Source organism: Sporosarcina sp. Y1011 (genome assembly GCF_057669885.1).
Genome location: NZ_JBYHFP010000003.1, coordinates 230,516 through 256,252 on the forward strand (window position 1 = coordinate 230,516; position 25,737 = coordinate 256,252).

Below are 25,737 nucleotides of genomic sequence, written 5' to 3' on the forward strand. Positions count from 1 at the left end.
TCCTCCTAGACCGTTATTCAACCTTCGTCCAGTAATGCCGATAGTTGAATATCTTTTAATTGTTCAGTTGTAACCACAATGTTATCCCGAATTAAACTGTCAATTACACCGCCTTTTAAATGGAGCGCGGATGCCAGTACATTCATATCCCCAATTGCTTCTATAACGAATGGTGCAGGGAATGTCTTGCCGTCCACCGTAATAACTGGTCCTGTGCATTTGATGTAAGAGTTTGATGTTATTCTTTGCCCATTTATCGCTAATCCTTGCGCTCCAGAAATCCTAAGTTCATTAACAACCCGAAGAATATGGCTTTCATGAACAATATAATCATTCGGATTCTGTTCAACCGGATCGTAATCGGCATCTTTCATGGTAATTTTGACACCTTGTCCGGCAGCAGGGATTACGCCAAGCAGCAAGCGGAGATCTTTGGCTTCTTCCACGAGATCGGCATGATTTTTCTCCCCTGTAGAGAATGAACGTTCATACTCACGTATCTCTTCCTGCTTAGCGGCGATTTCATCTGTCAATTCCTTATTCCGTTCCTGCTGACTAATTAAATTTTCCCGGTAATCCTCTTCTTTTATAAATGCAGGTGATTTAAAATTTGCGTCCTCCTGATTTATACCAAGAGTCCGATATGAAAACGCGAGAATGAAACCGAGTACGAGAAAGACAACAGAAAAAAGTATCCTCCTACCCCTCTTCTTGTAATCCTCATTAGTCTTCTTCGCCAATCGTATCCTCCTCCTCAATTAACCCGTACACTTTGCTGAAGGGAGTGAAAAACGTGCCGACTTCCATGTCTATTACACCTTTTTCATAGTCGTTCAATTGTGCAGTGATGTCGGGATAATAAGACATCTTTTCAGCGAAAGTTGAGATGAAGGCACGGACTTCAAATCCATCATCCATATAGATTGTAATACTATCCGTATCTGACTTATCTCCAGTGAATATTATTTCGGAAATGGAATGGAAGACTTCGTCGTCCATTTTTAACAATTGCTTTGTCATCCTTTTCCGTATTTTGGAAGACTTGAAGTTGTTCAAAACTGGAGATTTCGCATCTGGAAGCAACAATTCGTTCGGAAATGTCTCCCCACTTTCCAGCAGAAGACTATATTGCCCTGCGTCTTCCATATAAGCAACAGTCTCCCACTCAGTCACAGCGATTTCAACATTTCTAAACCATTTCCGAGACACCGAGACTTTTTCTACACCGATAATCTTCTCCATTGACTCTTCAACTTCCCCCGTATTGAAGCTCCAGATAGACTTGTCCTTTAATAAACCGCTTTGTTCCTTATAAAATTCCGGTTGTTGGAGAACCGCTCCAGTTACAGTAATCTCTTCTACCTTACTAAGTGGTGATTGGAAGTAAAGGATAGCCAGGAGCGCAAGGATGAACACGGTCAACATGAAAAGGAATTTTTTATTCGTTTTCTTGCGGCGTTTTTCCCGCATGGATGGAATTCGCTCTTCAATATCGATGACTTTGTCCATTTCGGCTCCTCCTTTATCATGACGATTTTTTTACAACTGTAAAATGCATAATTGTTCCAGCCGCTATCCAGGTAGTCATTAATGACGACCCTCCGTAGCTGATAAACGGCAAGGTGACACCGGTGACAGGCAATAGCCCAGAAACGACGCCGACATTTAAGAAGGTTTGAAAGATGATCATGGAACCCATGCCTGCTACCATTAAAAATGCATATTTACCTTTCGTCCTGATTGCTATTCCGAAAGTTGCTGCCAAAAGGACACCGAACAGGAACAAAACCACCGCGGCTCCAATAAATCCCGATTCTTCTGCAATTATTGAGAAAATGAAGTCATTTTGGGGCTCCGGCAAATAAAGATACTTCTGACGGCTATTCCCGTAACCATGACCAACCAACCCTCCTGGTGCAATGGCAAATAACGACTGAATCCCTTGAAAACCCGTACCAAGCGGATCATTCCAGGGATCAATGTAAGATTTAATGCGATCTAACCTGTAAGGTGCAGCGGCAATCAACGCGATAAAAGCACCTATTCCACCCAATCCTAAAAACATGAAAAAACGAAGCGGATATCCTGCAATAAACAGAATAACAAATGCAGAGACAATCATTATGACGGCGGAGCCTAAATCTGGTTGCAACATGATTAAAGCGGCCGGCAAGAGTATCACCCCGATATGACTAAACTGGAAAACTCTTTTTCCAGTCGAATTAGCGATACTACAAGCTAGTTTTCCGATCAATGCGACTTTGATGAATTCTGCCGGTTGGAGACTGAATGGTCCAAATGCAATCCAACTTTGGGAGCCGTTTCGTACTGCGCCGATTCCAGGTATAAGAACCGCAATGAGTAATAAAATCATCGCAATATAAAATACCGTCCACGTTTTCGGGTTCGATGTTAGTGGACTTTTCATGATAATGAGTCCAATTCCAATAGATACCGCCATATAAATGACTTGTTTTACAATGAAAGGTGAGGAATCAGCATAATGGACAGCTCCCCAATAAGAACCGGCGGAATGGACAAAAGCCAATCCGATGAGCGACAGCGTCACGGCAGAAATAATAAAAGACGTTTTCAACTTAGCTTCCAGTGAACGCATCCTTCCGCAAATTTGCTAGATCAAGCAAGGATTTTTATTAAATCCCATGCGAATAGCATTTAATCATTTAAAAACCTACAATTTCATGACTGCACTTATGAATTGATCGCCCCGGATTTCAAAATCAGGGTATTGATCCCAACTTGCGCAAGCCGGTGACAGTAGAATAATATCGCCTGTCTCTGAAAGCGGATATGCTTTTCGTACTGCATCTTTCATATCTTCAGCTGGAATAATAACTGAGACATCACAGGATGCTGCAAACTCTGAAAACTTCTCTGCGGTCTCTCCGACTACAATGACTGATTTCACATTTGTCATGTAGGGTCTTAACTCTTCAAATGATTGACCTCGATTCAGTCCCCCCGCAATCAGGATAGTGGGGACATTGAAAGCTGCCAAAGCACTTTTTGTAGCAAGCGTGTTCGTTGCTTTCGAATCATTATAAAACTTTCGTCCATGTAATTCTTTCACAAACTGCATTCGATGTCGTACACCTGTAAAGGAACTTAGAACACTTTCGATTGCTGATTTATCACAACCTAATAGAATAGCTGCAGCAGTTGCCGCAAGAATATTTTCTAGATTATGCTGTCCAGGTAACTTGATGACGGAACGCTTTACATAAAGTTCCCCATTCCAGTATATTTGCTGATCGTCAGCTGATATTCCATGCTCTTTTTTTCCAGTTAGTGAAAAAGGAATTTTCCTAGCACTTGAACGGGCAGCATACTTACTCAGTTCCGGCTGATCATCATTGAATATAAGATAATCTTGCTCTGTTTGATTTTTTGATATTCCATACTTTGCTTCCGCGTATGCTTCAGATGTCCCATGGTAATCTATATGTGAGTCATATAAATTTGTCCAGATGGCTATTTCAGGGCGGAATGACTCTGTTCCCATTAGTTGAAATGAAGATGCTTCAAGAACAATAATGTTTTCCTTCGTAGCTTTCTCTGCGACAGTGCAAGAGACTGTTCCGATGTTGCCAGCAATCAATGGATGTTTACCACCAATACTAAGCATATGGTACAGCAAAGTCGTCGTCGTTGTTTTACCATTGGATCCTGTAATTCCGACGATTTGCGCTTCACTTATCCTGGATGTAAGTTCAATTTCCGTCCACACTGGAATCCCTTTGCGGAGTGCCTCTTCAACAACAATATTGCTATAAGGGATTCCCGGATTTTTGACAACGAAGTCATAGCTTTCATCAAGGATATCGGCTGGATGGCCGCCGCAAATAACACGTATTCCAAGTGCTTGAAGTTCTATTGTCTCCGCATCCCCTTTTGACGGCGCCGCATCATTAACAGTCACAATCGCCCCGGATGAATGCAATAGGCTTGCCGCGGCATAACCGCTTTTCGCAAGACCTAAGACAAGAACATTTTTCCCCTTAAACTGATTTGGATTCTTCAATTACATCACCTCCAACAAGACAGGGAGAATTGCTGCGAAGAAAGCAACACCCCAAAAAACAATTACAATTTTCCACTCGGACCAGCCCGATAATTCAAAATGATGATGGATCGGACTCATCTTAAATACCCGTTTACCCGTCGTTTTGAAACTAATTACTTGGATAATAACAGATAGCGTTTCAACGACATAGACAATTCCAATAATAATAAGAAGGAATTCCTGTTTGATTAAAACAGATATCATCGCGAGTGCACCGCCGAGCGCCAATGACCCTGTATCACCCATGAAAACTTTGGCTGGCTTAACATTGAATACAAGGAAGCCAAGCATTGCTCCCGTAACCACGAAAGCAAAGATTGCAATATCATGTTGTCCGTAAACCAATGCATGGACTCCAAATGCAGCAAAAGCAATTGATGAGGTTCCTGCCACGAGTCCGTCTAGTCCATCTGATAAATTCACTGCATTGGAAAACCCGACAAGCCAAAAAATGAGAAAGGCCACATAGAATATACCAAGTTCTATTTTAAAGTCGGTAAAAGGTATTTGAACCGCAGTATCAAACGGCCCCAGCTTCAATAGGAAGAATGCTGCAATTGCAACGATAATTTGCCCAATCAGCTTTTGAATGGACGTCAGACCTAAGTTCCTTTTTAAAACAACGATTATGAAGTCATCCAGGAAACCGATGACCCCAAAACCAATCAGAACAAGCAAAAGGACTATCGTCTGAGTCGTCAGTACATCGTATATGTATGAAAGGCCAAGTGTTGTAATGATAATCGAACCGATAAAGATGAGCCCGCCCATTGTAGGTGTACCCGCTTTTTTCTGATGGGTTTTAGGCCCTTCCTCTCGGATACTCTGCCCAAACTTCATTCTTCTGAGAGCTGGGATGATTAAAAACCCTAAAAGTGTAGATATGATAAACGCGACCACAATGGCCGTCAACGTAGTGACAAGTGTCATGATTTATTCTCCTTCTACCTTCTGAGACAGTTTGTAAAAATACACCGTCACAGACTTTGCTTTTATATGTGTCATTCCGTGTAAACGTGGATAATATCATCAACCGTAATCAATGTATCCGCTGTGGGGAACTGATATTTCACTTTTTCTCCTGAACCATGCCACTCGATACGGTACGTATACAATTGACTTGTGAGCTTACTTTTCTTCATTCCCGTTAGATCGGGCACTCGGTGTGACAATGAATCTCCCCACCTGTATTCTTTGTCAATTTGACCTTCCCTATGCGTAATTCCAGCAAGCGGAGCAATTTCCTCAATAATGCGTCCTACGATAGGAGCCGCAATAACGCCTCCGAACTGAACTGAGTTTTTCGGGCTGTCAATTGCAATATAAACAAGCAATTCAGGATCATCCGCTGGTGCAAATCCGATGAATGATACGATATAATCTCCATCTTTATAAGCTCCATCAACAACTTTTTGTGCAGTACCTGTCTTTCCACCAACACGAAGTCCGTCTGTAAATGCATTACGTCCAGATCCATTTGCCACCACTGATTCCAATGACTCCCTCACCTGCTTCGAGGTTTCTTCACTAATCACACGTCGCTGCATTTCAGGCTCAAATGATTGGATCGACTTCCCTTTATCATCCATGATTTCTTTAACGATGTATGGACGATAAAGATAACCGCCGTTAATCGCTGCGGCAACCGCTTGAACTTGTTGGATAGGAGTTACTGAAATCCCTTGACCAAATGCCGTTGTCGCTTGCTCGACGGGACCAAACGCTTTTTCGGAAAATAAAATCCCTTTCGATTCGCCTGCAATGCCTGAACCAGTCGACTGGCCAAAGCCGAAATCTCTAATATACTTATTCATTTTTTCTGGTCCCAATCGCTGGCCAATTTCAACAAATCCAGGGTTGCATGAATTTTCAACGACTTCAAGGAATGTCTGTTCCTTATGGCCTTCTCTTTTCCAACAGCGCAATCTCGCTTTTCCAACCATTACATAACCTGGATCATAAAACTGTTCCTTTTGAAGATCTATTACTTTTTCTTCAAGTCCCGCGGCGAGTGTCAGAATTTTGAAAGTCGAGCCAGGCTCGAAAGTCATCCAGACAGGCAAGTTCCGATTATAAATACTCGGATCTACATTTTGAAAGTCTGACGGATGAAATGTCGGGGCAGAGGCAAGTGACAGCAATTCGCCCGTTTTCGGATTCATGATGATTGCAAGTGCTTGAGTCGCATCATACTTTTCCATGGCTTGCATTAGTTCCCGCTCCACTATTTCCTGCATGCGTAAATCGATTGTCAACTCGACATTAGCACCTTTTACCCCTGTTTTAAAACCATCATCCACATGGGGAAGCGGAAGCCCTTTTGCATCTGTATACAATCGGATATTATCGCCAGTTCCTTTCAGGATTTCGTCATATGCGTACTCGATACCTGCAAGTCCTTGGCTATCATATCCCGTAAAGCCTATCAATCTAGACAACAGCTCGCCATTCGGATACTCCCTGACAAAATCGACACCCGTATACAATCCATCTATTTGCAGTCGAGCAATTTCATCCGCCTGCTCTTTCGTAATGTTTTTTCCTTCGGGCGCCAATTTAACCATAACTTCTCTTTGCGCCATTTTCTTTTCCAGTTTAGCAGCGTCTACTTCTAAAACACTTGCCAGCGCAATCGCTGCACTTTTCACTTCACGATTTTGTGATGGCATAAAGTACAGTGTTGGTGCCAATTTATTGCCAACAATTAAATCCCCATTCCGATCTACGATGTTCCCGCGAATCCCGCCGAACGGGATTTCACGATCCCAATTTGCTTCTGCGCGTCCCTTCAGTAATTCATGTTTTATAATTTGCACATGGAATAACTTGACAACGACCATTGAAAGGCAGATAAGAAAAATAACAAATACCGCTCGTAATCTCTTTTTAGATTGTAATTGTATAATCGTCCGCAGCGGTTACACACCTCTCGTTTTTATATCAACGTATGATGTGACGCGGTTCGCTATTCGTTATCCGCCTACTTTACTCTCTTCTTCTTCGGTCTCTTCTACGGGTTTATAGATTTCAGAAGGTGATTCTAAGTGAATCACTACGGGCTCGTCATCCCCAATTACAGACCCTTTTGAAAGGCTTTGTTCAGTAACATAGCCATCCCCGTTAATCCGAATATCAAGTCCAGATAACATTTTATACGAAAGAACCATTTTTTTCGACCATCCCATAAAGTCAGGTAATGTATCCGGTCCCTTTGTTCGCAATAGGACGACTGAACCTTTAACTAGTTTCGTTCCGGCCTGTGGATATTGGATGTCAATTTCCCCGCCCTCACCAATTATTTCCGGGACAAAGCCATCTTTTGTTAATTTTTCAATTGCTACTTTCGAATCTTTCCCAGTATATTCACCGAGAACTGTCGGTTCAACGATATCATCTCCGCTTGGAACAATGTTCTTGTAGCGCAAACTGTTGTCCATAATTGAAGTAAATAGTTTTGAAACAGTATCTGAACCGATTTCCCCCGCTTTTAGTTTCGGTTGCTGAACTACAATATACGTTAGCAATTGCGGATCTTCAGCTGGCGCCATACCAAGGAATGAATACAAGTAATTTCCATTACCAGATAAATAGCCCGCTCCAGATGGATTCGGTATTTCTGCGGTGCCTGTCTTACCACCGACTGTATAGCCATCGAGGGCAAATTTTCTGCCTGTACCTTTTTCAGAAGTCACAGTGGAAGCGAGCAACTCCCTCACTTCTTTTGCTGTCTCAGCAGAAATAGGGCTTCCATTTTCCTCAGGTTTTTGATCTTGAATGACTTTATTAGTATTTGGATCGGTAATTTTATCAATCACATATGGCCTCATCATGACACCATCATTTGCAATTGCAGTACCCGCTTGGATCATCTGCATTACTGTAACTGTGGAGCCCTGCCCAAAGGCAGTTGTCAATCGTTCAATCGGCCAATCGTCTAGAATTTTCCCCGATGCTTCATTTGGCAAGTCAATTCCGGTCTTTTCCCCGAATCCGAATTTCCTCATATACTCGATGAATGTTTTATCACCCATTTTTTCCAGTAAATAAGCCATGGACACATTCGAAGACCTTTGGAAGCCTTCAAGGAATGAAATATAGCCCCACCCTACTTTATTATGATCGCGTACAGTCACATCATATAATTTATATTGCCCAGATTTATAGAAGTCAGTAGGATTCCACTTCTTTTCTTCAATTGCCCCAGCTACTGTAAACATTTTAGTTGTAGAACCCGGTTCAATCGTTGTTTCAACAGCCTGATTTAACCAATTCTCCGTAAGTCCTTCACGAGTAGACGGATGAAATGTGGGTCGCTGACTCATCGCAAGTATTTGCCCCGTTTTAGGATCTGCAACAACAGCGAGTATACTTTTCGGTGAATACTCTTTTTCTACGCGGTTCATCGCATCTTCCACGAAGTTTTGAATCGTTTTATCAAGCGTCAGTTGAATTTCATAGCCGTCTTTAGGCGCAACAATTGCTTTTTCCGCTTTTGGCAACATAAACCCGAAACCGTCCGACTCAAAGTTCACTATTCCATCGGTCCCGTTCAACTGTTCATTATACGTCTTTTCAAGTCCCATTTTACCGACAGTTGCAATATTGCCGTTGGTATCTTCTTCCTTCATAGCAAATCCAATTAAATACGATGCAAAAACACCGTTCGGATAATACCTTTTCAGGTCTTCAATAAACAGGACTCCTGGTAGTTTTTTTCCTCTAATTGCCAACACCGTTTCGTTGGTGATGTCACGACCAGCATTCCCAAACTCTACTTGATATTTATCATTGTCTTTTGCTTCAGTCAAGCGAGAAAGAATTGCATCTTTTTCAAGCGGAATGTATTCGGCGAGCACCTCAGCAGTCTTTTCATAATCGACAACATGCAATGGTTTTTTCGATCCTTTACTCGCGCTTTCACTCAATACAACTATGAGCCGGTAACTCAATGTATCGGAAGCTATTAACTCACCATTACGGTCTACAATCGTTCCCCGGTCTGCTTTTAAAACCGATTCTCGAGCGTATTTCGTTTCGGCAAGTGTCGCCATCACTTTACCTTCCGCTTGTCCCGTCACTTGAATGAACAAAATTCTTCCGAACAAAAGAAAAAAGAGCCCTCCGTATACCAAAAACATCAGAAAGGCTCCCCATTGGAATCGAAACTTTTTTTTCATCGTCCAGGCACAACCTTTACGTTGTTCTCGTTCGGCTTCAAGCCAAGTTCCTTCGCTTTCTCCCATATCTGCTCATATGTGGATTTTTCTTTCACTTGGATGGACAATTCCATATTCTTTTTTGATGTTTCTGTAATATCTCTTCCAAGCAATTGCACTTCCCTGTTGGTATCATTAATTTGGGCTTGCGTATGTAAAATCATAGTTGAGAAAAGAACCAGAACTGTTGAAAACAGCACGAATAAGAATTTCTCCCCGACAGAAAAAACTTTCCGGGAAGGACGTATTTGAGGTTGTTTCCTAGGAATTTCCGGTGTTTCTAGTTCTCGTACATATGTCGTCTGGAATTTTCTTTGTTCTAATGCCATTCACACATTTCCCCCTCTACTTTTTTTCGACAATCCTTAGTTTTGCGGAACGTGCCCGCTTATTCACATCTAACTCTGTTTCACTCGGTACAATAGGTTTTCTTGTCACCAATTTCAATATAGGTTCCATGCCTTCCGGTATAACTGGTAAGTTCGGTGGAAGATCCGGTAAAGAAGATGCTTCTTTAAAAATTGTTTTACATAATCTATCTTCCAATGAATGGAATGTAATTACGCTTATACGTCCGCCGGGATTGAGCAAAGTGATTGCTTCCGTTATCGAATCTTCGGCTGCACCAAGCTCGTCATTCACTGCAATCCGGATTGCTTGGAATACCCTCTTCGCTGGATGCCCACCGGTCCGTCTTGTAGCCGCTGGAATACTCATTTTGATCAATTCTGCAAGTTCCGCAGTTGTCTCAATTGGGGCTTGCTGTCGAACTTCTTCAATTTTACGTGCTACTCTTTTTGAAAATTTCTCTTCACCATAACGGAAAAAGATTCGTACTAGGTCTTCATAGGACCATTCATTAACAACTTCATGAGCAGTTAACAAAGCATCTGTGTCCATCCGCATATCAAGAGGGGCATCCAAATTGTAGCTAAATCCACGTTCAGGTGTATCAAGCTGTGGAGATGACACGCCTAAGTCATAAAGGATGCCATCAACTGTAGAGATACCAATCTTGCCCAGCTCAGATTTCAAGTTTCTGAAATTCGAATGCACAAATGTAACTTGAGGAAGATAATCCTTCAATCGTTCTTTTGCAACTTCTATCGCCGTAATATCCTGATCAAAACAAATCAGTCTGCCTCCAGGCGATAATTTTTTGGCAATTTCTAAACTATGACCTGCCCCACCTAGTGTGCAGTCGACATAGATGCCGTCATTTTTTATAGCCAAACCCTCGACGGCTTCGTGAAGCAAAACTGTAGTATGGTTAAAAATTGAAACCGCCCACTTTCATAATTTCATTTTCATTAAAAATCAAAGTCGATAATATTTTCTGCAATTTCATTGAATGATTGTTCAGATTCATCATAATAGGCATCCCACAATGCTTTAGACCAAATCTCAATACGGCCTGAAACACCGATTACGACACAATCCTTTTCAACCTTCGCATATTGGAGTAATGAAGAAGGAATATTGATGCGGCCTTGCTTGTCCAATTCAACTTCCGTTGCACCGGAGAAGAAAAACCTTGCAAATGCGCGGGCATCTTTTTTCGTCACTGGCAACGCTTTCAGCTTTTCTTCAAGGAGTTCCCATTCTTTCATTGGATAACCGAAGAGACAGTTGTCCAGGCCACGAGTCAACACAAAGCCTTCTCCCAAGTGTTCCCGAAACTTCGAAGGAACAATCAGACGACCTTTTATATCGACAGTATGCTGATATTCGCCCATGAACATACTCTTCACCCCACTATATGAAATAAATGTACCACATCCCCCCACAATCCTCCACTAGTATCCTAAAATTAATCCAGATTCGTATTAAAATGTGTCAATAGTACTTGTTTCAATGAGATTTTGGAACAAGAAAAGCGTAAGGCGCCGCACAGCTCCGACAGGCATAAGACGGTTTGTGAAGGGGGCGCTCTTCAGCCCCCGCAACAAAACGCCTTATGACCCGAGGAGTTGGCGCCTGGAGCTAGACAAACAAGAAAAGCGTAAGGCGCCGTATAGACGCGACAGGCATAAGACGGGTTGGCGGAGCGGCGTTCTTTGCCGCATAGCCGAACCGAATTATGACCCGAGCGGCTGGCGCTTGGAGCTAGAACCAAAAAAAGCACAAAACACTCTTGCCTGCACATTTATGCAAGCAAGAGTGTTTTGTGTTGTCAGTCTTTACAGATATATAATTTTGTGTGTCCCATCCATTTCGTATGGCAATTGAAGAAGGTCATTTATAAGCGTCGGTCCGTAACCGTTCAAATAAGCATATGGCGGATAAAGCCGCTCTTGTAGTACGCCTTCAGGGAATAATTCTCCTTCTAGAATACCGTATGTACGGAGTGCAGATGCGTGTTTCAATAACACTGCCTCTTCAGCTTTCCCTTTTAAATAACCTAGTTGTTTTTTGTGGAATTGCAAATTCTTTGTTAGCAATTCTTGCATAGTTGGTCCTAGCCGATCTGTGAATTCAGCAATTTTTTCATACTGTTTGCGAAGGATTTCTTCTGTTTCATCCATAACCGAATCGAAACCTTCATCAGACAATCCGCTTATGAATTGTTCCCGCGCAGTAAGCACCGCTCCCGACATGACTTCTTCAACAGTCAGAAACTTCTCTTTCAGCGCATGTTGCACTTGTGGAGTTACCAGCGTCATGGACATGCGTGGAACAATAATCGGCATTTTCATGTCCAGATGATGAAATGCTTCTTTCAAGACTGACCAATATGCTATTTCTCCCGGTCCACCAACGAAAGCGAGTACAGGGAATACCATATCCTGCATAATCGGTCTGGTCGCAACATTATTACTCAATAGCCACGGCGTTTCTTCAGCAATTCGCAGCATATCTAGTTTCGAAAATTGCAAGCCTGAACTGTCATTTACAAAATAACCATCTCTTCTAGATAAAAGAACTCGACCTGTATCATGCACGTAGAATAAGTTTGCAGCATCAGATTCAGCGCCAAGCGGAGTACCATATCCTTTTTCAGCAAACAATTCTTCCTTACTCTTGACTGCTTCTGCAATACGTTCGGATTCTACAATAAGTCGAACAAAATGTTTCTTTTCGAGCTCACGTAGCTGTTTTGCAGCCGAATCTATAAATAACAGTCCTTCATTTTCAAAAAGGCCATTCATCAGTCTGACAAAGAAGTGTGTAAACGTATCTTCCATCTCTACCGCACTGAGCACTTCGTCCAATAAAGCTTTCGTATTTGAAGTTTCACCAAATTTACCAAAAGTATCTTTGACAAATGACGACAGCATTTTCTTGTCATATACCGCATCTGATGCCATAAGCTTAAGAACGAACTTTTCACGGTATTGATTTTTCGTTGCCTGTCCATCCATTTCAGTGTAAATATGATTGATTTCATTTAAGTCATGGTCTTCACCTGCAACCCAAAAGACAGGTACTACCGGTACGTTTAGTTTTTCCCTTTGCTTACGTGCAAGTAAAATAACTGTGATTGCTTTATGAACAGAGTATAAAGGTCCAGTTAAAATGCCGGCTTGCTGACCGCCAATTACAGTGACTGCATTTTCTGCAAGTTCATTGATATGCGAATTTGCAACCGCGGAAATACCAAATGGTTCCATGAATGTACGAATTGCATCTGCTAGCTGAGCTCTTTCGAAATCACGGCCCGCGAGTTCATTAAGTCTTGTAGGATAGGAACTCTCTACGTTTTTATAATCGAAAAACATATGTAAAAATTCTTTATCGTTATTATACGATTGCATCACTTTATTCTTTTCTTGTAATGCCAATACTTCCAATTCCATTATTCATGCCCCTTTGTAACTATCGGTATGAGGAGAGTATAACATTCCAAGTTGCAGGATTGAAAAATATACGCTTATACAAAATTCGTTTAATTAACATACTCGACAATTCTCAGTACAGTTCCCGTAACTAGGAGGCTCAAATAGACAACCATTAAAACTAGGAAATAAAATCTCCATATTTTCCGTAACAGCCGGCCAACACGAAATTCCTTCACTCTACTGCGTTCTATGAATGAAAAAATAATCGCGAGAATGATTGCAAATCCTCCAATATAAAACCCTAATCCCTTCCCGAATATGGTATAAGATACGACATAAACAGCAATGAACAAGAATGGAGTCGTCAAATCCGCGGCGAACCCAATAACGGAAACGGGCGCTTTTCCAAGCTTTCTCATAATAATTAGGATGACAATTGTAACAATGAAAGGGAACAAAATGATTGTCCCTAAAAGTGCAGGAATCACTCCATCCATGTCCTTTCCCCTTTCCAATCAATTGCATACAGCATCTGTTCCAACGCCGATAGGAGAGGTAACGACTTTCCCTGTCCTCTTGCCTTTCGGATAGTTGCAGAAACGATTGTATCTATTTCCATAGGATTTCCGGACATACGATCTGCCAGCATTGACGATTTGTTGTTTGCCGTTTTTTTGCAGACATCCGCTACTTCTTCATAAGATAGAACCGATTGTATTTCTGGAAAGGCGTACATCAATTCTTTATATAGGGTCTTAAGTAAAGTAAGGCAATGAGCGTTTGTAAGTAACTCTCCGTTTTCCACTTTAAGAATGGCAGTCAAAGGATTGATCATACAGTTGATCATTACTTTTCGCATTAAAATCAGTTCTGCATCAGTATGGTAACTGACCGGGAATATATCTGAGCGTGCCTGTCCGATTAAGTCAAATACGCTGTCCTCACCATTTAAAGTGGCAATTGTAAGCATGCCAATCCCATTATGAGAAACCGTTCGATCGTCTATTCGACGCGCTCCTTGTTCCACGGTGGCGAAAGCGATTTCCAGAGAATTAAAGCTTTCCACAATTTCCAAATGACCAATTCCATTTTGTACGAACAGTAGCGGATTCTTCAAACCCGCGTCCTTTATTTCCATTAGCAGATTTTGAAGACCTGCAAATTTGACCGCAATAATACATAGTGCTGTTGGAGAAATCACTGTGATGTCCGTCGTAGATTTCGCGTGAAATACAAATTTAGTACCGTCCTGGTTAATGCGCTGAATACCTTCTCCGCGAATGAGCTCAGCCTGCTCTTCTCTTCTGACGTAAAAAGTCACGTCCATTCCAGCCTCCGACAAGAATGATCCGAGCAACAACCCAATTGAACCCGCCCCAGCAATGACTACATCCATGTTTACCCTCCCCCAAAATGAAAAGGCCTACCTGAACAGCGGTAGACCTTTTTGTTCTTTATCTGATTATACAGGATACACTGGATGTTTTCTTGGTGGTTGAGGAATATCTTTTGTACTGTAGAAACGGAATCTATCCGCAAGTACACCTCTTAGACTGGATGGCGCTACAATTTCATCGATGATGAGTTCAGATGCCATCTTATAAATATCAATTTCTTCTTTATACTCATTATGTTTTTCCAACACGAATGCAAGTCGTTCTTTCGGATCTTCAATCGCTTCGATTTTATTTGAATAGACTGCATTGACCGCAGCTTCAGGCCCCATGACTGCAATTTGAGCTGTGGGTAAAGCGATACAGACATCTGGTTCGAATGCAGGACCCGCCATTGCATAGAGACCCGCTCCATAAGCTTTACGAACAATTACAGATATTTTTGGAACAGTCGCCGAACTCATTGCCATAATCAATTTCGCACCATGACGGATGATTCCTGCACGCTCAACTTTTGTTCCAATCATAAAGCCAGGTACATCAGCTAAGAATAAAAGCGGAATTGAGAAAGCATCACAAAGATTAATAAACTTTGTAGCTTTGTCTGCAGAGTCAACAAACAGCACTCCGCCTTTCACTTTCGGCTGATTGGCAATGATTCCGACTGGCTGCCCCTCGATTCTGGCCAAACCAGTTATTATTTCACCAGCAAAAAGTTTTTTGATATCAAAATAACTTCCTTCATCAATCAATGCATCAATCGCCTCATACATATCGAACGGTGCATTTTGGTTTTCTGGAATAATTGCTTCAAGCGTCCGTCCAACTTTTGCTTCCACAGCTTCTTTCAATGCGGGTTTCTCCGTGAAGTTCGCTGGGAAAAACGATAAGTAACGACGGGCTTCTGAAATTGCTTGCTCTTCATTTTCCGCAAGAACGTCACCACAACCGCTCACTGAGCAATGCATGCGTGCCCCGCCCATTTCTTCCAATGTCACTTTTTCACCGATGACCTTTTCAGCCATTCGCGGTGAGCCCAAATACATTGATGCGTTGCCTTCCACCATAATAACAATATCGCAAAATGCCGGTATATACGCACCACCTGCAGCAGAAGGACCAAACAAAATACAAATTTGCGGAATGAAACCTGACAGTCGCACTTGATTGTGGAATATTTTCCCTGCACCGCGACGGTTCGGGAACATATCAAGCTGGTCTGTAATACGAGCACCTGCTGAATCTACGAGATATAGCATCGGTACACGGTTTTTTTCAGCAATTTCCTGTATACGAATAATTTTTTCAACAGTACGGGCTCCCCATGACCCTGCTTTAACTGTAGAATCATTTGCCATAACACAGACTGTCTGGCCATTCACTTTCCCCATCGCCGTCACGACGCCATCTGCCGGCAAATCTCCTGCCTCACAGTTAGCAAACCTGCCGTCTTCTGTATATTCCCCATCGTCAAACAGAAGCTCGAGACGATCACGAACAAAGATTTTGTTCTGTTCTTTTAATTTCTCATGATATTTCGGTTGTCCCCCAGCAAAAATCCCTTGCAATTTCTCTTCAAGTTTCTCATTGTAAGCTGGCTGTTCTGTAATTTTAGTCATTTATAATACCCCTTTCGTCGAGCGTTTTTACCCATTTCCCCTTGTTTCAAGCTACAAGCATCTTCTGCGTTTCTATGCGATCCAGCTGCAGGCGGCGCCTGTAGCTTTACTATGCTTCGATTGTTGCAAGAACATCTTCTTCATTTACGAAATCGCCGACTTGTACTTTTATCTCTGTAATTTTCCCAGCTATTTCTGTTTCAATTGGAATTTCCATCTTCATCGATTCAAGTACGATAATTACTTGTCCTGCCGTTACTTCTTCGCCCACTGCCGCGTTTACTGTAAACACCGTGCCTGCCATCGTTGATTTTAATGCCGTCATTTTGTTATTTCCTCCTTTTGTTTTGCGCTCCACGTAGTTAAAACGGATGTTGAATAATCACCTGAATTAAATTCTTCAGATTTAAGGAAGTTATTGAATAGCGGTATATTCGTTTTTAAGCCTTCAATTTTCACTTTAGAAAAAAATTCTTCAGATTTCTGAATCGCTTCTGCCCTCGTTTGTGCATGAACGATTACTTTAGATATGAGTGGATCATAAAATGGTGTCACTTTGCCGCCTTCGATATATCCGGAGTCAATGCGGATTCCCTCCGTATTTCCCCAATCCAACTTGTTAATCGTTCCTGGTGAAGGCATAAACTTAACCGGATCTTCCGCATAAATACGGAATTCGATTGCATGCCCCTTCGACTTGATTTCATCCTGATTAATGACGGGCAATTCATTCCCTTTAACAATTTCAATTTGCCATTCAACTAGGTCAAATCCAGTCACTTTTTCAGTCACAGGATGTTCAACTTGTAGTCTAGTATTCATTTCAAGGAAGTAGAGTTCATTGTTTTCATCGACAATAAACTCGACAGTTCCAGCGTTCTTATAGGAAACTGCTTTCCCGGCGTCAACTGCAGCTTTAAAAAGGCGATTGCGCGTTTCTTCGGGTAAATGCGGTGAAGGTGATTCTTCAATTACTTTCTGATTGCGCCGCTGAACTGAGCAATTCCGTTCATACATATGGACAACGTTTCCGTAATTATCACCGAATATTTGTACTTCAACATGGCGTGCATCAGAAATGAATTTTTCAAGAAAAACAACATCATCTCCGAAGTATGCTTTTGCACGTGTTTTTACGGATTGAAAATGTTGACTGAGCGCTTGCTCATCTTCACAGCGAATCATTCCGATCCCTCCGCCACCTGCAGATGCTTTTAACATGATTGGATAACCAATATCTGCCGCCGCTTGAATTGCATCTTCCAAAGAAGCGATTCCCTCATCTGTTCCAGGTACAACTGGTACTCCTGCGGCTTTCATCGTTACTCGGGAACCAATTTTATCTCCCATTTTGTCAATTGTATCTGCATCAGGTCCTATGAAGCGAATTCCCGCCGCTTGAACTTTACGAGCGAATTCAGCGTTTTCCGATAGCAGTCCATAACCGGGATGAACGGCTTTTGCTCCGGTTTGTAATGCAATATCAATTATTTTGTCCGCTTTCAAATAAGATTGTTGAACTTGCGCCGGTCCCAACAAGAAGGCCTCGTCCGCTTCCTTTACAAAGGGCATATCTTGGTCAGCCTCCGAATAGACCGCCACAGTTTTAATACCGAGACGTTTGCACGTTTTTATGATTCTAAGAGCGATTTCCCCACGATTCGCGATTAGTATTTTATCCATTATAATCCCCCAGACTTATTATGAAGTGAACTTACATTCCTTCTTTAGTTTATACGAAGAATGAAAGCGATTTCAACCTTTGTCCGAAAAAAACATATTTTCTTGCTATTTAATATTTTGTAGAATAGTAGAATTATAACATTTATTAAGGGCATCCACCCTTTTGCAAAAAAATGCCCCACATGCATAATTCATGTAGAGCGGTAAATGTAACATTCTATTTTTTCGCTAAAAAATGAGCAACTGCTTCGTGATGCGTTTCTCTCCCCCAGAGAATTGAACATTGACGTGACTCTTCAATCATTCGATCTCGCATAAAATCAGCTGTCCACTTTCGTATGGCAATAGACTTATAAGCTCGATGAACAGACGGATGAACAGTGGCCATCTTCGTGAGGAAATGTTCAAGTCCTTCTTCAGCGGAACCTCCATAAATTTCTGTCGCCCAACCCACTTCAAGGAGTTGGTCGGCCGTAAACACTTCAGCCTCAGACAACAGACGCAACACACGGTCATGCTTACCGTCTTTCTCAAACAATAATGTCGCACCACCCCAACCAGTCGTAATCGCCAGAGTTCCTTGGATGAAACCAGCTTTTACTGAGGATGAGACAACTCTGTAATCACATGCTGTCGCGATTTCACACCCGCCACCTACAGCCGTTCCATTGACGAGGGCAATGACAGGTATTGGCAATGTAGCAACCCTATACAATAAGCCAGCCATTTTACTTAACATCGGGTAAGCCTCATCTGTCGTTTGCAAAGCATGAAACTCAGTTAAGTCTCCCCCCGAACAGAATGCTCGGTCACCCGCCCCTGTTATGACTGCATATGCAACATCCGGGTCTCCCTCGATTTGATCAAGATATTGTTCAAGACCTTCCATGACCGCATAGTTAATGGCGTTGCGCCTTTCCGGACGGTCGATTGTAAATGTCGCAATTCCATTTTCGGTTGTAATGTTATAAGACATATTCATTCCCCCATTGTTAATTGATTCCTCTGATATTAACACTGTCTAGCTACAGTTTCCAGACTCATCTTATACTTGTCGGACCTGGACGGCGTCTTACGCATTTCTATGTTGTCTAGCTACAGGCGCCAACCGCATTTCTATGTATAGAAAAAAGGCTACCGAGAGCCATGGTCTCACGGTAGCCTTTATAGGCAAATCTTACTTATTCGCCTACAACTTCTTTTCCTTTGTAATGACCGCATGATTTACAAATGCGGTGGGCCAATTTGATTTCGCCACAGTTAGTACAAGTAGTCATTCCCGGTACTTGCAATTTATAATGCGTACGGCGCTTGTTTTTAACTGTTTTGGATGTTCTTCTTTTTGGTACAGCCATCTGGGGCACCTCCTTACGTTCACCTATTCGTCCTTGGATTCAAAGAACTTTGCCAAATCGGCAAGTCTGGGATCCACTTTCGTTTCCAGTTCCTCACGGAGCCTGGCATTGTACACCTCGTCAGTCGTAAATGACCAGCCTTTTCCTTCAGCCTCTTGCATCTCAGCAGCTTTTTCGCTGAAGATTTGCAGCGGCACTTCAAGGAGGACGAGCTCCTCAAATACAGGGGTCGGATCGAATACCTCTCCTACAATTGGATGAATTTCATCATCTGCTGCAAGAACTTCTTCATCCCAGCTGAACTGTTCGTCAGCCTCGATTGAGAACGGTAATTCAACGTCTTCCCATGTTCGTGAACAGGGCAATGTCATCGTACCTTCAAGCCGGAATCGGCAAACCAATTTCTTGGAACCGATTGTACAACTTCCGGTCACTCGGACAGGCGTAATATTCCGGATTTCCGGATTCCGTTTTTTCACGGTTTCAAGGTCGACAGCTTCGTCAAGCGGCATCGCACCTTGTCTGTATCTCTGCAATTGATTGATTGACCATTTCATGTCTATCACCTCAAGACAACAATGTTGATTATATAATGGGCGAAAAGGGATGTCAAGATATTTTCTTGTCACTTCATCAGCCGCATAGGTATAATTAATATTCATTGTAGCAAAGGAGTGATACTTTTGAAAGCCTCAGGAATTATTGTCGAATATAACCCATTTCATAATGGACATTTTTACCACGCAGAGCAGGCAAAAAAAATGACTGAATCGGATATTGTCATCGCGGTCATGAGCGGTAATTTTCTTCAGCGTGGTGAACCGGCTTTTGTCGATAAATGGGCGCGTGCAAACATGGCGTTGAATAATGGTGTAGACATCGTTTTAGAGCTTCCTTATACATTTGCAACCTCTCATGCTCCTTCCTTCGCTCGCGGCGCCATACAGTTGCTAGACGCCGCGCAGTGCAGTACATTCTGCTTCGGCAGTGAAGATGGTGCAATTGAATCTTTTGAAAGAAGTCTTCACCTCATTCAACAATCCAATGAGGACTATGAAAAAACAATTAAAGAAGCAGTCGGACGTGGAAACAGTTATCCAAAAGCACTAAATGAAGCATATCAAACAGTTGCTGATTCCTCCGCATTTGACGGGGGTCTTGCTGACCTTTCAAAGCCAAATAATATTTTAGGTTTTCATTACATGGAAGCGGCAGCTGCTATAGGATCCAACATGACAGCAATAACAATTCCACGCATTGTTGCTCAGTATCATGACGACGCCGTAGCCGGAAACCAAATTGCAAGTGCAACAGGTATCAGAAAGTCTTTTTTCGAAACTGATTCACTTGATGCAGTTGTAGATTTTATTCCTGATTCAACACATGAAGTCCTCCTCAGTTGGAAAAAGGAGAGACAACTCTTCGGCAACTGGCAGTCATTCTATCCTCTGCTCCGATTCACAATTTTACGTGAGGGACCGAAACGTCTTGCGGAGATTGCGGACGTTACAGAAGGTATTGAGAATCTGTTGTACCGCGCTGCAGCTATTAACGGCACGTTTGAAGGCTTTATGAGTGCAATTAAATCTAAACGCTATACCTGGACTCGCTTACAACGTATGTTAACGCATATATTTACTGGCTTCACGTATAATTTACGCAGTGAAATGAAAGCGCCTGCCTATCTCCGCTTACTTGGTATGACTTCTGCAGGGAGACTTTACTTGAATGAACATAAAAAAAGGCTGAAGCTTCCTCTTGTTAGCAAAGCAGCCGCCTTTTCACATCCTTCTCTGGATTTCGATAGTCACGCATCCGATATGTATGCGCTCGGAATTGGAAAAGGAACGCTCCATTCTAAAATGGGTATGGATTATAAGACGCACCCAATCATCATTAAGTGATTGTTCATTTTTCATCTAATGTTGCTAAATACTCAAGTGCATCATCCACATCTTTCACCGGTACGATTTTCATTTTCGTACCGATTTTTTCTGCCATTTTTACGGCTTCCTCATAATTTGTCATTATCCCTGGATTTACCTCTCTAACTTCGTCTGGCAAATCATCGTCTGGCGCAAAGAATATTTCTACATCTTCACGGGATGCGGCAATGACTTTAAAGTCAGCTCCTCCAATTCGGCCCACGGTTCCATCTTCTAGCATCTCTCCCGTTCCGGCGATATTGTAACCCTTCGTCATATCTTCATCGAGCAACTGATTCATGATTTCAAGTGTGAACATCAGTCCTGCTGAAGGTCCACCGATATTAGACGTTTTGAAATCGATTTCCGGATTGGTTGTAAGTGTTCGATCTTCTTCAAAACGAACACCAAGTCCTGCACGTCCGTCACTATCCGGAATCTCTTTTAACGTCAAAGTGACATCTAGCATCTTTTTGTCCCTTTCCAATGAAATTGCTACTTCATCGCCTAATTTCTTTTCACCTATTAACGTAAAGAACTCTCCCGACTCCTTCAGTTTCACACCATCAACTTCACGGATTTTATCTCCTAATTCCAAAATGCCATCTGCTGCTCCTTTTTCGAGAACCGACATAACAAAAACACCATCAAATTGGATGTCAACAGGAAGTTCAGCTTTATCAAAAGCAACTGTAATTGCATTGAATTGAGAACCTGTCATAAGTTTCTTCTGTCGAATGTTATATTCCTTGTCATTTTCGCCTTCTCTTCTAACATTCTCCGCCGGAAGAAGCTTTCTGTTATCCGTAAATTTTGATAAGACGTACGAAGCAGGTGTCGCTTTTGCCACTGAAATCGTCATAAGACTAAACGTACCTTCATCATCCTTATCTCCACCTACAACTTCAACAAGTGGATCCAAGTCATATGCACCACCCGGAGATGAAATATAAGAATCAAGTGGATATATGAACAAGATAGCTATGATTACCAGCATTACCCCGATTAAACCGAACCGTTTCTTCTTCAATTTACGTACACCTCCGTTAATAGCCTGTACTTCCATTACATATATATAAGTGTAGCACCAAAAAAAGACTTGCAAAACCTTTGTTCATAAATAGAGCAAAAAGGAGCGTAGTACATAATCGATGAAAAGCATGTACGCCTTTATCAAGTTATAAATTTGACTGTTGTTTGGGGATTAATCATACTGTTTATCTGGCAACCGGGAACAGCGCACGCAGGGGCAGTAGCCGGTGCTCAGTTATTTATCCATGCGCTACTTCCGTATTTACTACCCTACATCATTTTGACACAATGGCTTTTAAAAATGCCTAGTCATTCAAAAAAGGTACCAAAGTGGAGACGGTTTTTGAAAGCATATGTGCTGGGGTCTTTCGGAGGTTTCCCAGTCGGTGCCGTAACGGTAACTGAAATGATGAAGAACGGGGAACTATCGAAAAAGCAAAGCGCTTTACTCTTAGCTATATGTCATGCACCAGGACCGATGTTTATCATTGGTTTCGTTGGAACTGAACTTTTTGGTGACATCAGTTCCGGTTGGAAATTGCTAATAGCCATTCACATTGCAAATGTCTCATTTTTTCTACTAGCACTCATTTTTCGGACACAAAGCGACGATTCGGGTATCCCACCTACGGATTTACCAAAAAAAGTTATAGGAATGCCCCTCCTTGACGCTATTAAAGAAAGCTCTACAATCATTGTTCTCGTCGCAACTACGGTAATTTTCTTTTCCTCACTTGGGACTGTTTTATCGACCGTTTTCACTTCCGCATTTACTGTGGAGATGGGAATTGCAAAAACCTTTGCATTGGCCATTTTTGAAATGACATCAGGCGTCCAAGCTGCAACAGATCATTTTTATGGTTTTCCCATTTTCCCATTTCTCATTGCAGCAATTATTTCCATGAATGGTTTGAGTATCCACATGCAAGTTTTTGTAATCGCGAAGTCAAGCTCTCTTTCAATGACCCCATACGTTATTGGGCGAATCTGGAGTGTTATTCTAGTTCCCGTTATTTTCTATTTCTTGTATTAAACACAAAATGGTTATGATGAAATAATAATTTCATCATAACCATTGATTACTTAATTATGCTTCTTACTTTATTTTCAATGCTTCGTACTTTGTTTTCAATGCTTTTTCAACTTGAATTGGCACAAGTCCTGTAATGGAACCGCCGTATTTTGCTGCCTCTTTAACCATACTCGAACTGAGGAATGAATACTGATTGTTTGTCATGATGAAAAACGTTTCAATGCTTTCATCAAGATATCTGTTCATTGAAGTAATTTGCATTTCGTATTCAAAATCGGAAACAGCCCTTAATCCTCGTATGATAGCAGATGCACCTATACTTTTTGCATAGTCTACAAGTAATCCTGATGAAGAGTCTACTCTCACATTCGGGAAAACTGCTGTCACTTCCTCTATAAGTGCCACCCGTTCATCAACGGTAAAAAGTGAATTCTTCGATGAATTATTCATGACTGCAACTCTCACATCCCCAAAAACCCTGGCCGCTCTCTTGATAATATCAAGATGCCCATTTGTCAGCGGATCAAAACTCCCTGGAACAACCGCAATTCTAGACATTACTGAACCTCCATCTCGTAAATTGATACAGCGCTATTTCCATAAACTGAACTCTTAACTTTGTGATACATACCAAATGTTTCTGGTAATCCAAATTTTTTATCATGTTCACATACTATGACAGCATTTTCAGTTAGGAGACCTGCTTCTGAAAATTCCTGAGCGAGATTATAAAACTTCGTTTCTGCGTATGGAGGATCGATAAAAAGAAGTTTCACTTTCTCTTCTTTTGTCAGCAAAAGTTTAACCGCATTTTTTGCGTCTGTACGCTGAATAAGTAATTCTTCCGTGAACCGGCATTTCTCCGTATTGGCCTTGATCATCGCACATGCCTTAGTATTTTTTTCGAATATGTATGCCTTATCTATTCCCCTCGACAATGCCTCCAAAGAAAGGGATCCGCTGCCTCCAAACAATTCAACGGAAATCCCACCATCAAAGTAAGGACCAATCATATTGAATACGGATTCTTTCACTTTATCGGATGTCGGACGTGTACTTGTTCCTTGAATGGACTTCAAGGGAATACCTTTTCTAGTCCCTGCAATAATTCTCAATTGTCTTCCTCCTCTAGCAGTGTCGAAATTCTGGTGATATCGATTGTGTCAGCCGTTTTCTCGATACTGAGAAGGAACAATCGTTTAAACCAATTTTCCTCGAAATAAAAATCGTCTTCCCGCACTTCAAAAGGCATCGTTACGAAATCATATTTATGTTCATTATAAACGTAAAAAAGATCATTCTTCGGAAATCTGAATTTCCTAATTCCATTTTCAATATAAATGGATCTATCATTCGAAGTAACTTTATAACCTGCGAGACTTAATATCTTTTTAGCGGGATAGAGGGTTTTTTCGTCCTTCAAAATGATTTGAATGTCTGAAAAAGCGCTACCTTCAAAATGGATCTTACGCGAATCTTCTATTAAAAACGGATAACTCGATACACTCTCTTCAATATTCCTATTGAAATAAGATATCTTAAATCCTGTTGCCTTACCAGCAAGCCTATCCAAAACGGTTGCATCGATTTCTTGTCCCACCATGTCCTTTAAAAGCCCTTTAAATGTTTCGAGTTCTTCGGCGCTCATCGATTCACTTAGGGTCTGATACAGTTTACGTGATGTAGTCGAACCCGCGGCCTTTCCCGAAAGAATGGAAGCCGCCAATTCAGCTGTCAGACGTTCTTTATCCGGAATGATAAATCGATTATACATCGCTGCCGTCAGAAAGCGGTCTGATACTTTTTCCGCATCTGTATTTTCTGAAATAACGAACCTTGCGGAGTGAACAGTTGGGTTAGTGTTGTCAATTACAACCGTCGAGTGGTCTGCATCAATCGATTTAAGAGCTAAATCCACATCACCAAGCATCTTGACATCAACGCCTTTTCCAAAAACAGACAACCTATCCCCGGCATAGAGAAGAGGCAATCTATTTTTCTGCCAATATAAATCCGTAACCCCGCCAGATCCTCGGTATAATGCATAATCGATAGACGTCATTTCTTTTGTGCCTACGCGCTCGAGACCGTTCACCCATAATCCACCAATCCCAGTTTCATCGGTCATATGAAATAATGTGAACGATACCGAAGAGCCGTAGAGCGCAGTAAATGGTTCTTTGAACAAGGCATTCTTTTTCATTTGGCCTTTTTTGGGTATTTCATAGGAAATGGACTGTCTGTCATTTTCCCCTTCAAGAAAGGCTGTGGTGTTTTCGTCTAACCGATTACATGACATTGCGTCTGATAGATAACATGTACGATTAACACTTTCTTCTGGCCAAATAATTTCATGCCTTTTATTTGATAAACCACTAAAGTTATGACGAACTACGAGTGCATCCGACCGATTGATTACTTCAATCTCTTGTGAATAAGTTGAAGCACTCGTTTCTTCTGAATTTGCTCCTGCCGATAGATAATAATGCATATAAACGAGAAGACCATTCACACTTAGCAGAATGAGTATAATTCTTGCAATAATTTTCAAATCTACACCCCGCAGAATGAATTGATGAATGCGCCCGTGCATCCATAATGGTATGATAAGTCTAGA

25 protein-coding genes are annotated in these 25,737 nt (G+C 41.8%); 2 read left to right on the top strand and 23 right to left on the bottom strand.

Features of this window, described 5'->3' with window-relative positions; all coding sequences use genetic code 11:
• Window positions 1-17 precede the first annotated feature (17 nt).
• From AC25Y5_RS05365 to AC25Y5_RS05455, 19 genes are all read right to left on the bottom strand, one after another.
• Window positions 18-740, bottom strand: a complete 723-nt coding sequence (locus AC25Y5_RS05365) for a DUF881 domain-containing protein (RefSeq protein WP_488139428.1) — start codon at window positions 738-740, stop codon at window positions 18-20.
• A complete protein-coding gene (locus tag AC25Y5_RS05370) occupies window positions 724-1,509 on the bottom strand; it encodes a cell division protein FtsQ/DivIB (protein ID WP_488139429.1) in 786 nt (261 codons plus the stop codon). Before AC25Y5_RS05370 ends, AC25Y5_RS05365 begins: the two co-directional genes overlap by 17 nt.
• 16 nt (window positions 1,510-1,525) lie before the next feature.
• The gene (locus AC25Y5_RS05375; protein ID WP_488139430.1) at window positions 1,526-2,617 is read right to left on the bottom strand and encodes an FtsW/RodA/SpoVE family cell cycle protein; all 1,092 of its coding nucleotides are present in this window, start codon (window positions 2,615-2,617) and stop codon (window positions 1,526-1,528) included.
• Between the two features lie 75 nt (window positions 2,618-2,692).
• A complete protein-coding gene (murD, locus tag AC25Y5_RS05380) occupies window positions 2,693-4,042 on the bottom strand; it encodes a UDP-N-acetylmuramoyl-L-alanine--D-glutamate ligase (protein ID WP_488139431.1) in 1,350 nt (449 codons plus the stop codon).
• A complete protein-coding gene (mraY, locus tag AC25Y5_RS05385; protein ID WP_482103897.1) occupies window positions 4,043-5,014 on the bottom strand; it encodes a phospho-N-acetylmuramoyl-pentapeptide-transferase in 972 nt (323 codons plus the stop codon).
• A 71-nt stretch (window positions 5,015-5,085) separates the two neighbouring features.
• The gene (locus AC25Y5_RS05390) at window positions 5,086-6,999 is read right to left on the bottom strand and encodes a penicillin-binding transpeptidase domain-containing protein (protein ID WP_488139560.1); all 1,914 of its coding nucleotides are present in this window, start codon (window positions 6,997-6,999) and stop codon (window positions 5,086-5,088) included.
• A 57-nt stretch (window positions 7,000-7,056) separates the two neighbouring features.
• Window positions 7,057-9,222, bottom strand: coding sequence for a penicillin-binding protein (locus AC25Y5_RS05395; protein ID WP_488139432.1), 2,166 nt, complete (start codon window positions 9,220-9,222; stop codon window positions 7,057-7,059).
• A 35-nt stretch (window positions 9,223-9,257) separates the two neighbouring features.
• Window positions 9,258-9,629 (bottom strand): cell division protein FtsL, encoded by a 372-nt coding sequence (ftsL, locus tag AC25Y5_RS05400; protein WP_488139433.1) that lies wholly within the window; start codon window positions 9,627-9,629, stop codon window positions 9,258-9,260.
• A gap of 16 nt (window positions 9,630-9,645) precedes the next feature.
• Window positions 9,646-10,578 carry a 16S rRNA (cytosine(1402)-N(4))-methyltransferase RsmH gene (rsmH, locus tag AC25Y5_RS05405; protein WP_488139561.1) on the bottom strand — a complete coding sequence of 311 codons (933 nt, stop codon included), beginning with the start codon at window positions 10,576-10,578 and terminating at the stop codon, window positions 9,646-9,648.
• Between the two features lie 32 nt (window positions 10,579-10,610).
• Complete coding sequence (mraZ, locus tag AC25Y5_RS05410) at window positions 10,611-11,042, bottom strand: division/cell wall cluster transcriptional repressor MraZ (RefSeq protein WP_482100352.1); 432 nt, start codon at window positions 11,040-11,042, stop codon at window positions 10,611-10,613.
• A 438-nt stretch (window positions 11,043-11,480) separates the two neighbouring features.
• Window positions 11,481-13,097: a bacillithiol biosynthesis cysteine-adding enzyme BshC gene (bshC, locus tag AC25Y5_RS05415; protein ID WP_488139434.1), complete on the bottom strand. Its 1,617-nt coding sequence runs from the start codon at window positions 13,095-13,097 to the stop codon at window positions 11,481-11,483.
• 89 nt (window positions 13,098-13,186) lie between these two features.
• Entirely contained in the window at window positions 13,187-13,576 is a 390-nt protein-coding gene (locus AC25Y5_RS05420; RefSeq protein ID WP_488139435.1) for a DUF3397 domain-containing protein, read from the bottom strand.
• A complete protein-coding gene (locus AC25Y5_RS05425; protein WP_488139436.1) occupies window positions 13,564-14,475 on the bottom strand; it encodes a ketopantoate reductase family protein in 912 nt (303 codons plus the stop codon). The genes AC25Y5_RS05420 and AC25Y5_RS05425 overlap by 13 nt, the downstream gene beginning before the upstream one ends.
• A 66-nt stretch (window positions 14,476-14,541) precedes the next feature.
• Window positions 14,542-16,092 carry an acyl-CoA carboxylase subunit beta gene (locus AC25Y5_RS05430; protein ID WP_488139437.1) on the bottom strand — a complete coding sequence of 517 codons (1,551 nt, stop codon included), beginning with the start codon at window positions 16,090-16,092 and terminating at the stop codon, window positions 14,542-14,544.
• Window positions 16,093-16,201: 109 nt separating this feature from the next.
• Complete coding sequence (locus tag AC25Y5_RS05435; RefSeq protein ID WP_482100347.1) at window positions 16,202-16,417, bottom strand: acyl-CoA carboxylase biotin carboxyl carrier protein subunit; 216 nt, start codon at window positions 16,415-16,417, stop codon at window positions 16,202-16,204.
• Entirely contained in the window at window positions 16,414-17,775 is a 1,362-nt protein-coding gene (locus AC25Y5_RS05440) for an acetyl-CoA carboxylase biotin carboxylase subunit (RefSeq protein WP_488139438.1), read from the bottom strand. The genes AC25Y5_RS05435 and AC25Y5_RS05440 overlap by 4 nt, the downstream gene beginning before the upstream one ends.
• A gap of 217 nt (window positions 17,776-17,992) precedes the next feature.
• Window positions 17,993-18,751, bottom strand: coding sequence for an enoyl-CoA hydratase/isomerase family protein (locus AC25Y5_RS05445; RefSeq protein WP_488139439.1), 759 nt, complete (start codon window positions 18,749-18,751; stop codon window positions 17,993-17,995).
• 205 nt (window positions 18,752-18,956) lie between these two features.
• A complete protein-coding gene (gene rpmF, locus AC25Y5_RS05450) occupies window positions 18,957-19,130 on the bottom strand; it encodes a 50S ribosomal protein L32 (protein ID WP_067211505.1) in 174 nt (57 codons plus the stop codon).
• Between the two features lie 23 nt (window positions 19,131-19,153).
• Complete coding sequence (locus AC25Y5_RS05455; RefSeq protein ID WP_482100343.1) at window positions 19,154-19,687, bottom strand: YceD family protein; 534 nt, start codon at window positions 19,685-19,687, stop codon at window positions 19,154-19,156.
• Window positions 19,688-19,804: 117 nt separating this feature from the next.
• Between AC25Y5_RS05455 and AC25Y5_RS05460 the strand changes: the two genes are divergently transcribed.
• Window positions 19,805-21,034, top strand: a complete 1,230-nt coding sequence (locus AC25Y5_RS05460) for a nucleotidyltransferase (protein WP_488139440.1) — start codon at window positions 19,805-19,807, stop codon at window positions 21,032-21,034.
• Window positions 21,035-21,038: 4 nt separating this feature from the next.
• On the opposite strand, the gene AC25Y5_RS05465 is transcribed toward AC25Y5_RS05460, so the two are convergent.
• On the bottom strand, window positions 21,039-22,085 hold the full coding sequence (locus AC25Y5_RS05465; protein WP_482100341.1) for a SepM family pheromone-processing serine protease: 1,047 nt from the start codon (window positions 22,083-22,085) through the stop codon (window positions 21,039-21,041).
• A gap of 156 nt (window positions 22,086-22,241) precedes the next feature.
• On the opposite strand from AC25Y5_RS05465, the gene AC25Y5_RS05470 reads away from it, so the two are divergent.
• Window positions 22,242-23,120: a hypothetical protein gene (locus AC25Y5_RS05470; protein WP_488139441.1), complete on the top strand. Its 879-nt coding sequence runs from the start codon at window positions 22,242-22,244 to the stop codon at window positions 23,118-23,120.
• Window positions 23,121-23,183: 63 nt separating this feature from the next.
• Here the strand turns inward: AC25Y5_RS05470 and coaD are convergent, their stop codons facing one another.
• From coaD to AC25Y5_RS05485, 3 genes are read right to left on the bottom strand one after another with little or no spacing between them, the layout of a single operon-like run.
• Window positions 23,184-23,678 carry a pantetheine-phosphate adenylyltransferase gene (coaD, locus tag AC25Y5_RS05475; protein ID WP_488139442.1) on the bottom strand — a complete coding sequence of 165 codons (495 nt, stop codon included), beginning with the start codon at window positions 23,676-23,678 and terminating at the stop codon, window positions 23,184-23,186.
• Window positions 23,678-24,235, bottom strand: a complete 558-nt coding sequence (rsmD, locus tag AC25Y5_RS05480) for a 16S rRNA (guanine(966)-N(2))-methyltransferase RsmD (protein ID WP_488139443.1) — start codon at window positions 24,233-24,235, stop codon at window positions 23,678-23,680. Before rsmD ends, coaD begins: the two co-directional genes overlap by 1 nt.
• Window positions 24,232-25,671 carry a hypothetical protein gene (locus tag AC25Y5_RS05485; protein WP_488139444.1) on the bottom strand — a complete coding sequence of 480 codons (1,440 nt, stop codon included), beginning with the start codon at window positions 25,669-25,671 and terminating at the stop codon, window positions 24,232-24,234. Before AC25Y5_RS05485 ends, rsmD begins: the two co-directional genes overlap by 4 nt.
• Between the last annotated feature and the right edge of the window lie 66 nt (window positions 25,672-25,737).

Bases quoted from the DNA above. Each gene is read 5' to 3' on its own strand.
- AC25Y5_RS05395 (WP_488139432.1), bottom strand. From the start codon at position 9,222: ATGTTTTTGGTATACGGAGGGCTCTTTTTTCTTTTGTTCGGAAGAATT.
- AC25Y5_RS05370 (WP_488139429.1), bottom strand. From the start codon at position 1,509: ATGGACAAAGTCATCGATATTGAAGAGCGAATTCCATCCATGCGGGAA.
- AC25Y5_RS05435 (WP_482100347.1), bottom strand. From the start codon at position 16,417: ATGACGGCATTAAAATCAACGATGGCAGGCACGGTGTTTACAGTAAAC.
- AC25Y5_RS05440 (WP_488139438.1), bottom strand. From the start codon at position 17,775: ATGGATAAAATACTAATCGCGAATCGTGGGGAAATCGCTCTTAGAATC.
- AC25Y5_RS05425 (WP_488139436.1), bottom strand. From the start codon at position 14,475: ATGGATGTAGTCATTGCTGGGGCGGGTTCAATTGGGTTGTTGCTCGGA.
- AC25Y5_RS05445 (WP_488139439.1), bottom strand. From the start codon at position 18,751: ATGTCTTATAACATTACAACCGAAAATGGAATTGCGACATTTACAATC.
- AC25Y5_RS05430 (WP_488139437.1), bottom strand. From the start codon at position 16,092: ATGACTAAAATTACAGAACAGCCAGCTTACAATGAGAAACTTGAAGAG.
- rpmF (WP_067211505.1), bottom strand. From the start codon at position 19,130: ATGGCTGTACCAAAAAGAAGAACATCCAAAACAGTTAAAAACAAGCGC.
- AC25Y5_RS05375 (WP_488139430.1), bottom strand. From the start codon at position 2,617: ATGCGTTCACTGGAAGCTAAGTTGAAAACGTCTTTTATTATTTCTGCC.
- ftsL (WP_488139433.1), bottom strand. From the start codon at position 9,629: ATGGCATTAGAACAAAGAAAATTCCAGACGACATATGTACGAGAACTA.
- AC25Y5_RS05455 (WP_482100343.1), bottom strand. From the start codon at position 19,687: ATGAAATGGTCAATCAATCAATTGCAGAGATACAGACAAGGTGCGATG.
- AC25Y5_RS05420 (WP_488139435.1), bottom strand. From the start codon at position 13,576: ATGGATGGAGTGATTCCTGCACTTTTAGGGACAATCATTTTGTTCCCT.
- mraY (WP_482103897.1), bottom strand. From the start codon at position 5,014: ATGACACTTGTCACTACGTTGACGGCCATTGTGGTCGCGTTTATCATA.
- coaD (WP_488139442.1), bottom strand. From the start codon at position 23,678: ATGTCTAGAATTGCGGTTGTTCCAGGGAGTTTTGATCCGCTGACAAAT.
- mraZ (WP_482100352.1), bottom strand. From the start codon at position 11,042: ATGTTCATGGGCGAATATCAGCATACTGTCGATATAAAAGGTCGTCTG.
- bshC (WP_488139434.1), bottom strand. From the start codon at position 13,097: ATGGAATTGGAAGTATTGGCATTACAAGAAAAGAATAAAGTGATGCAA.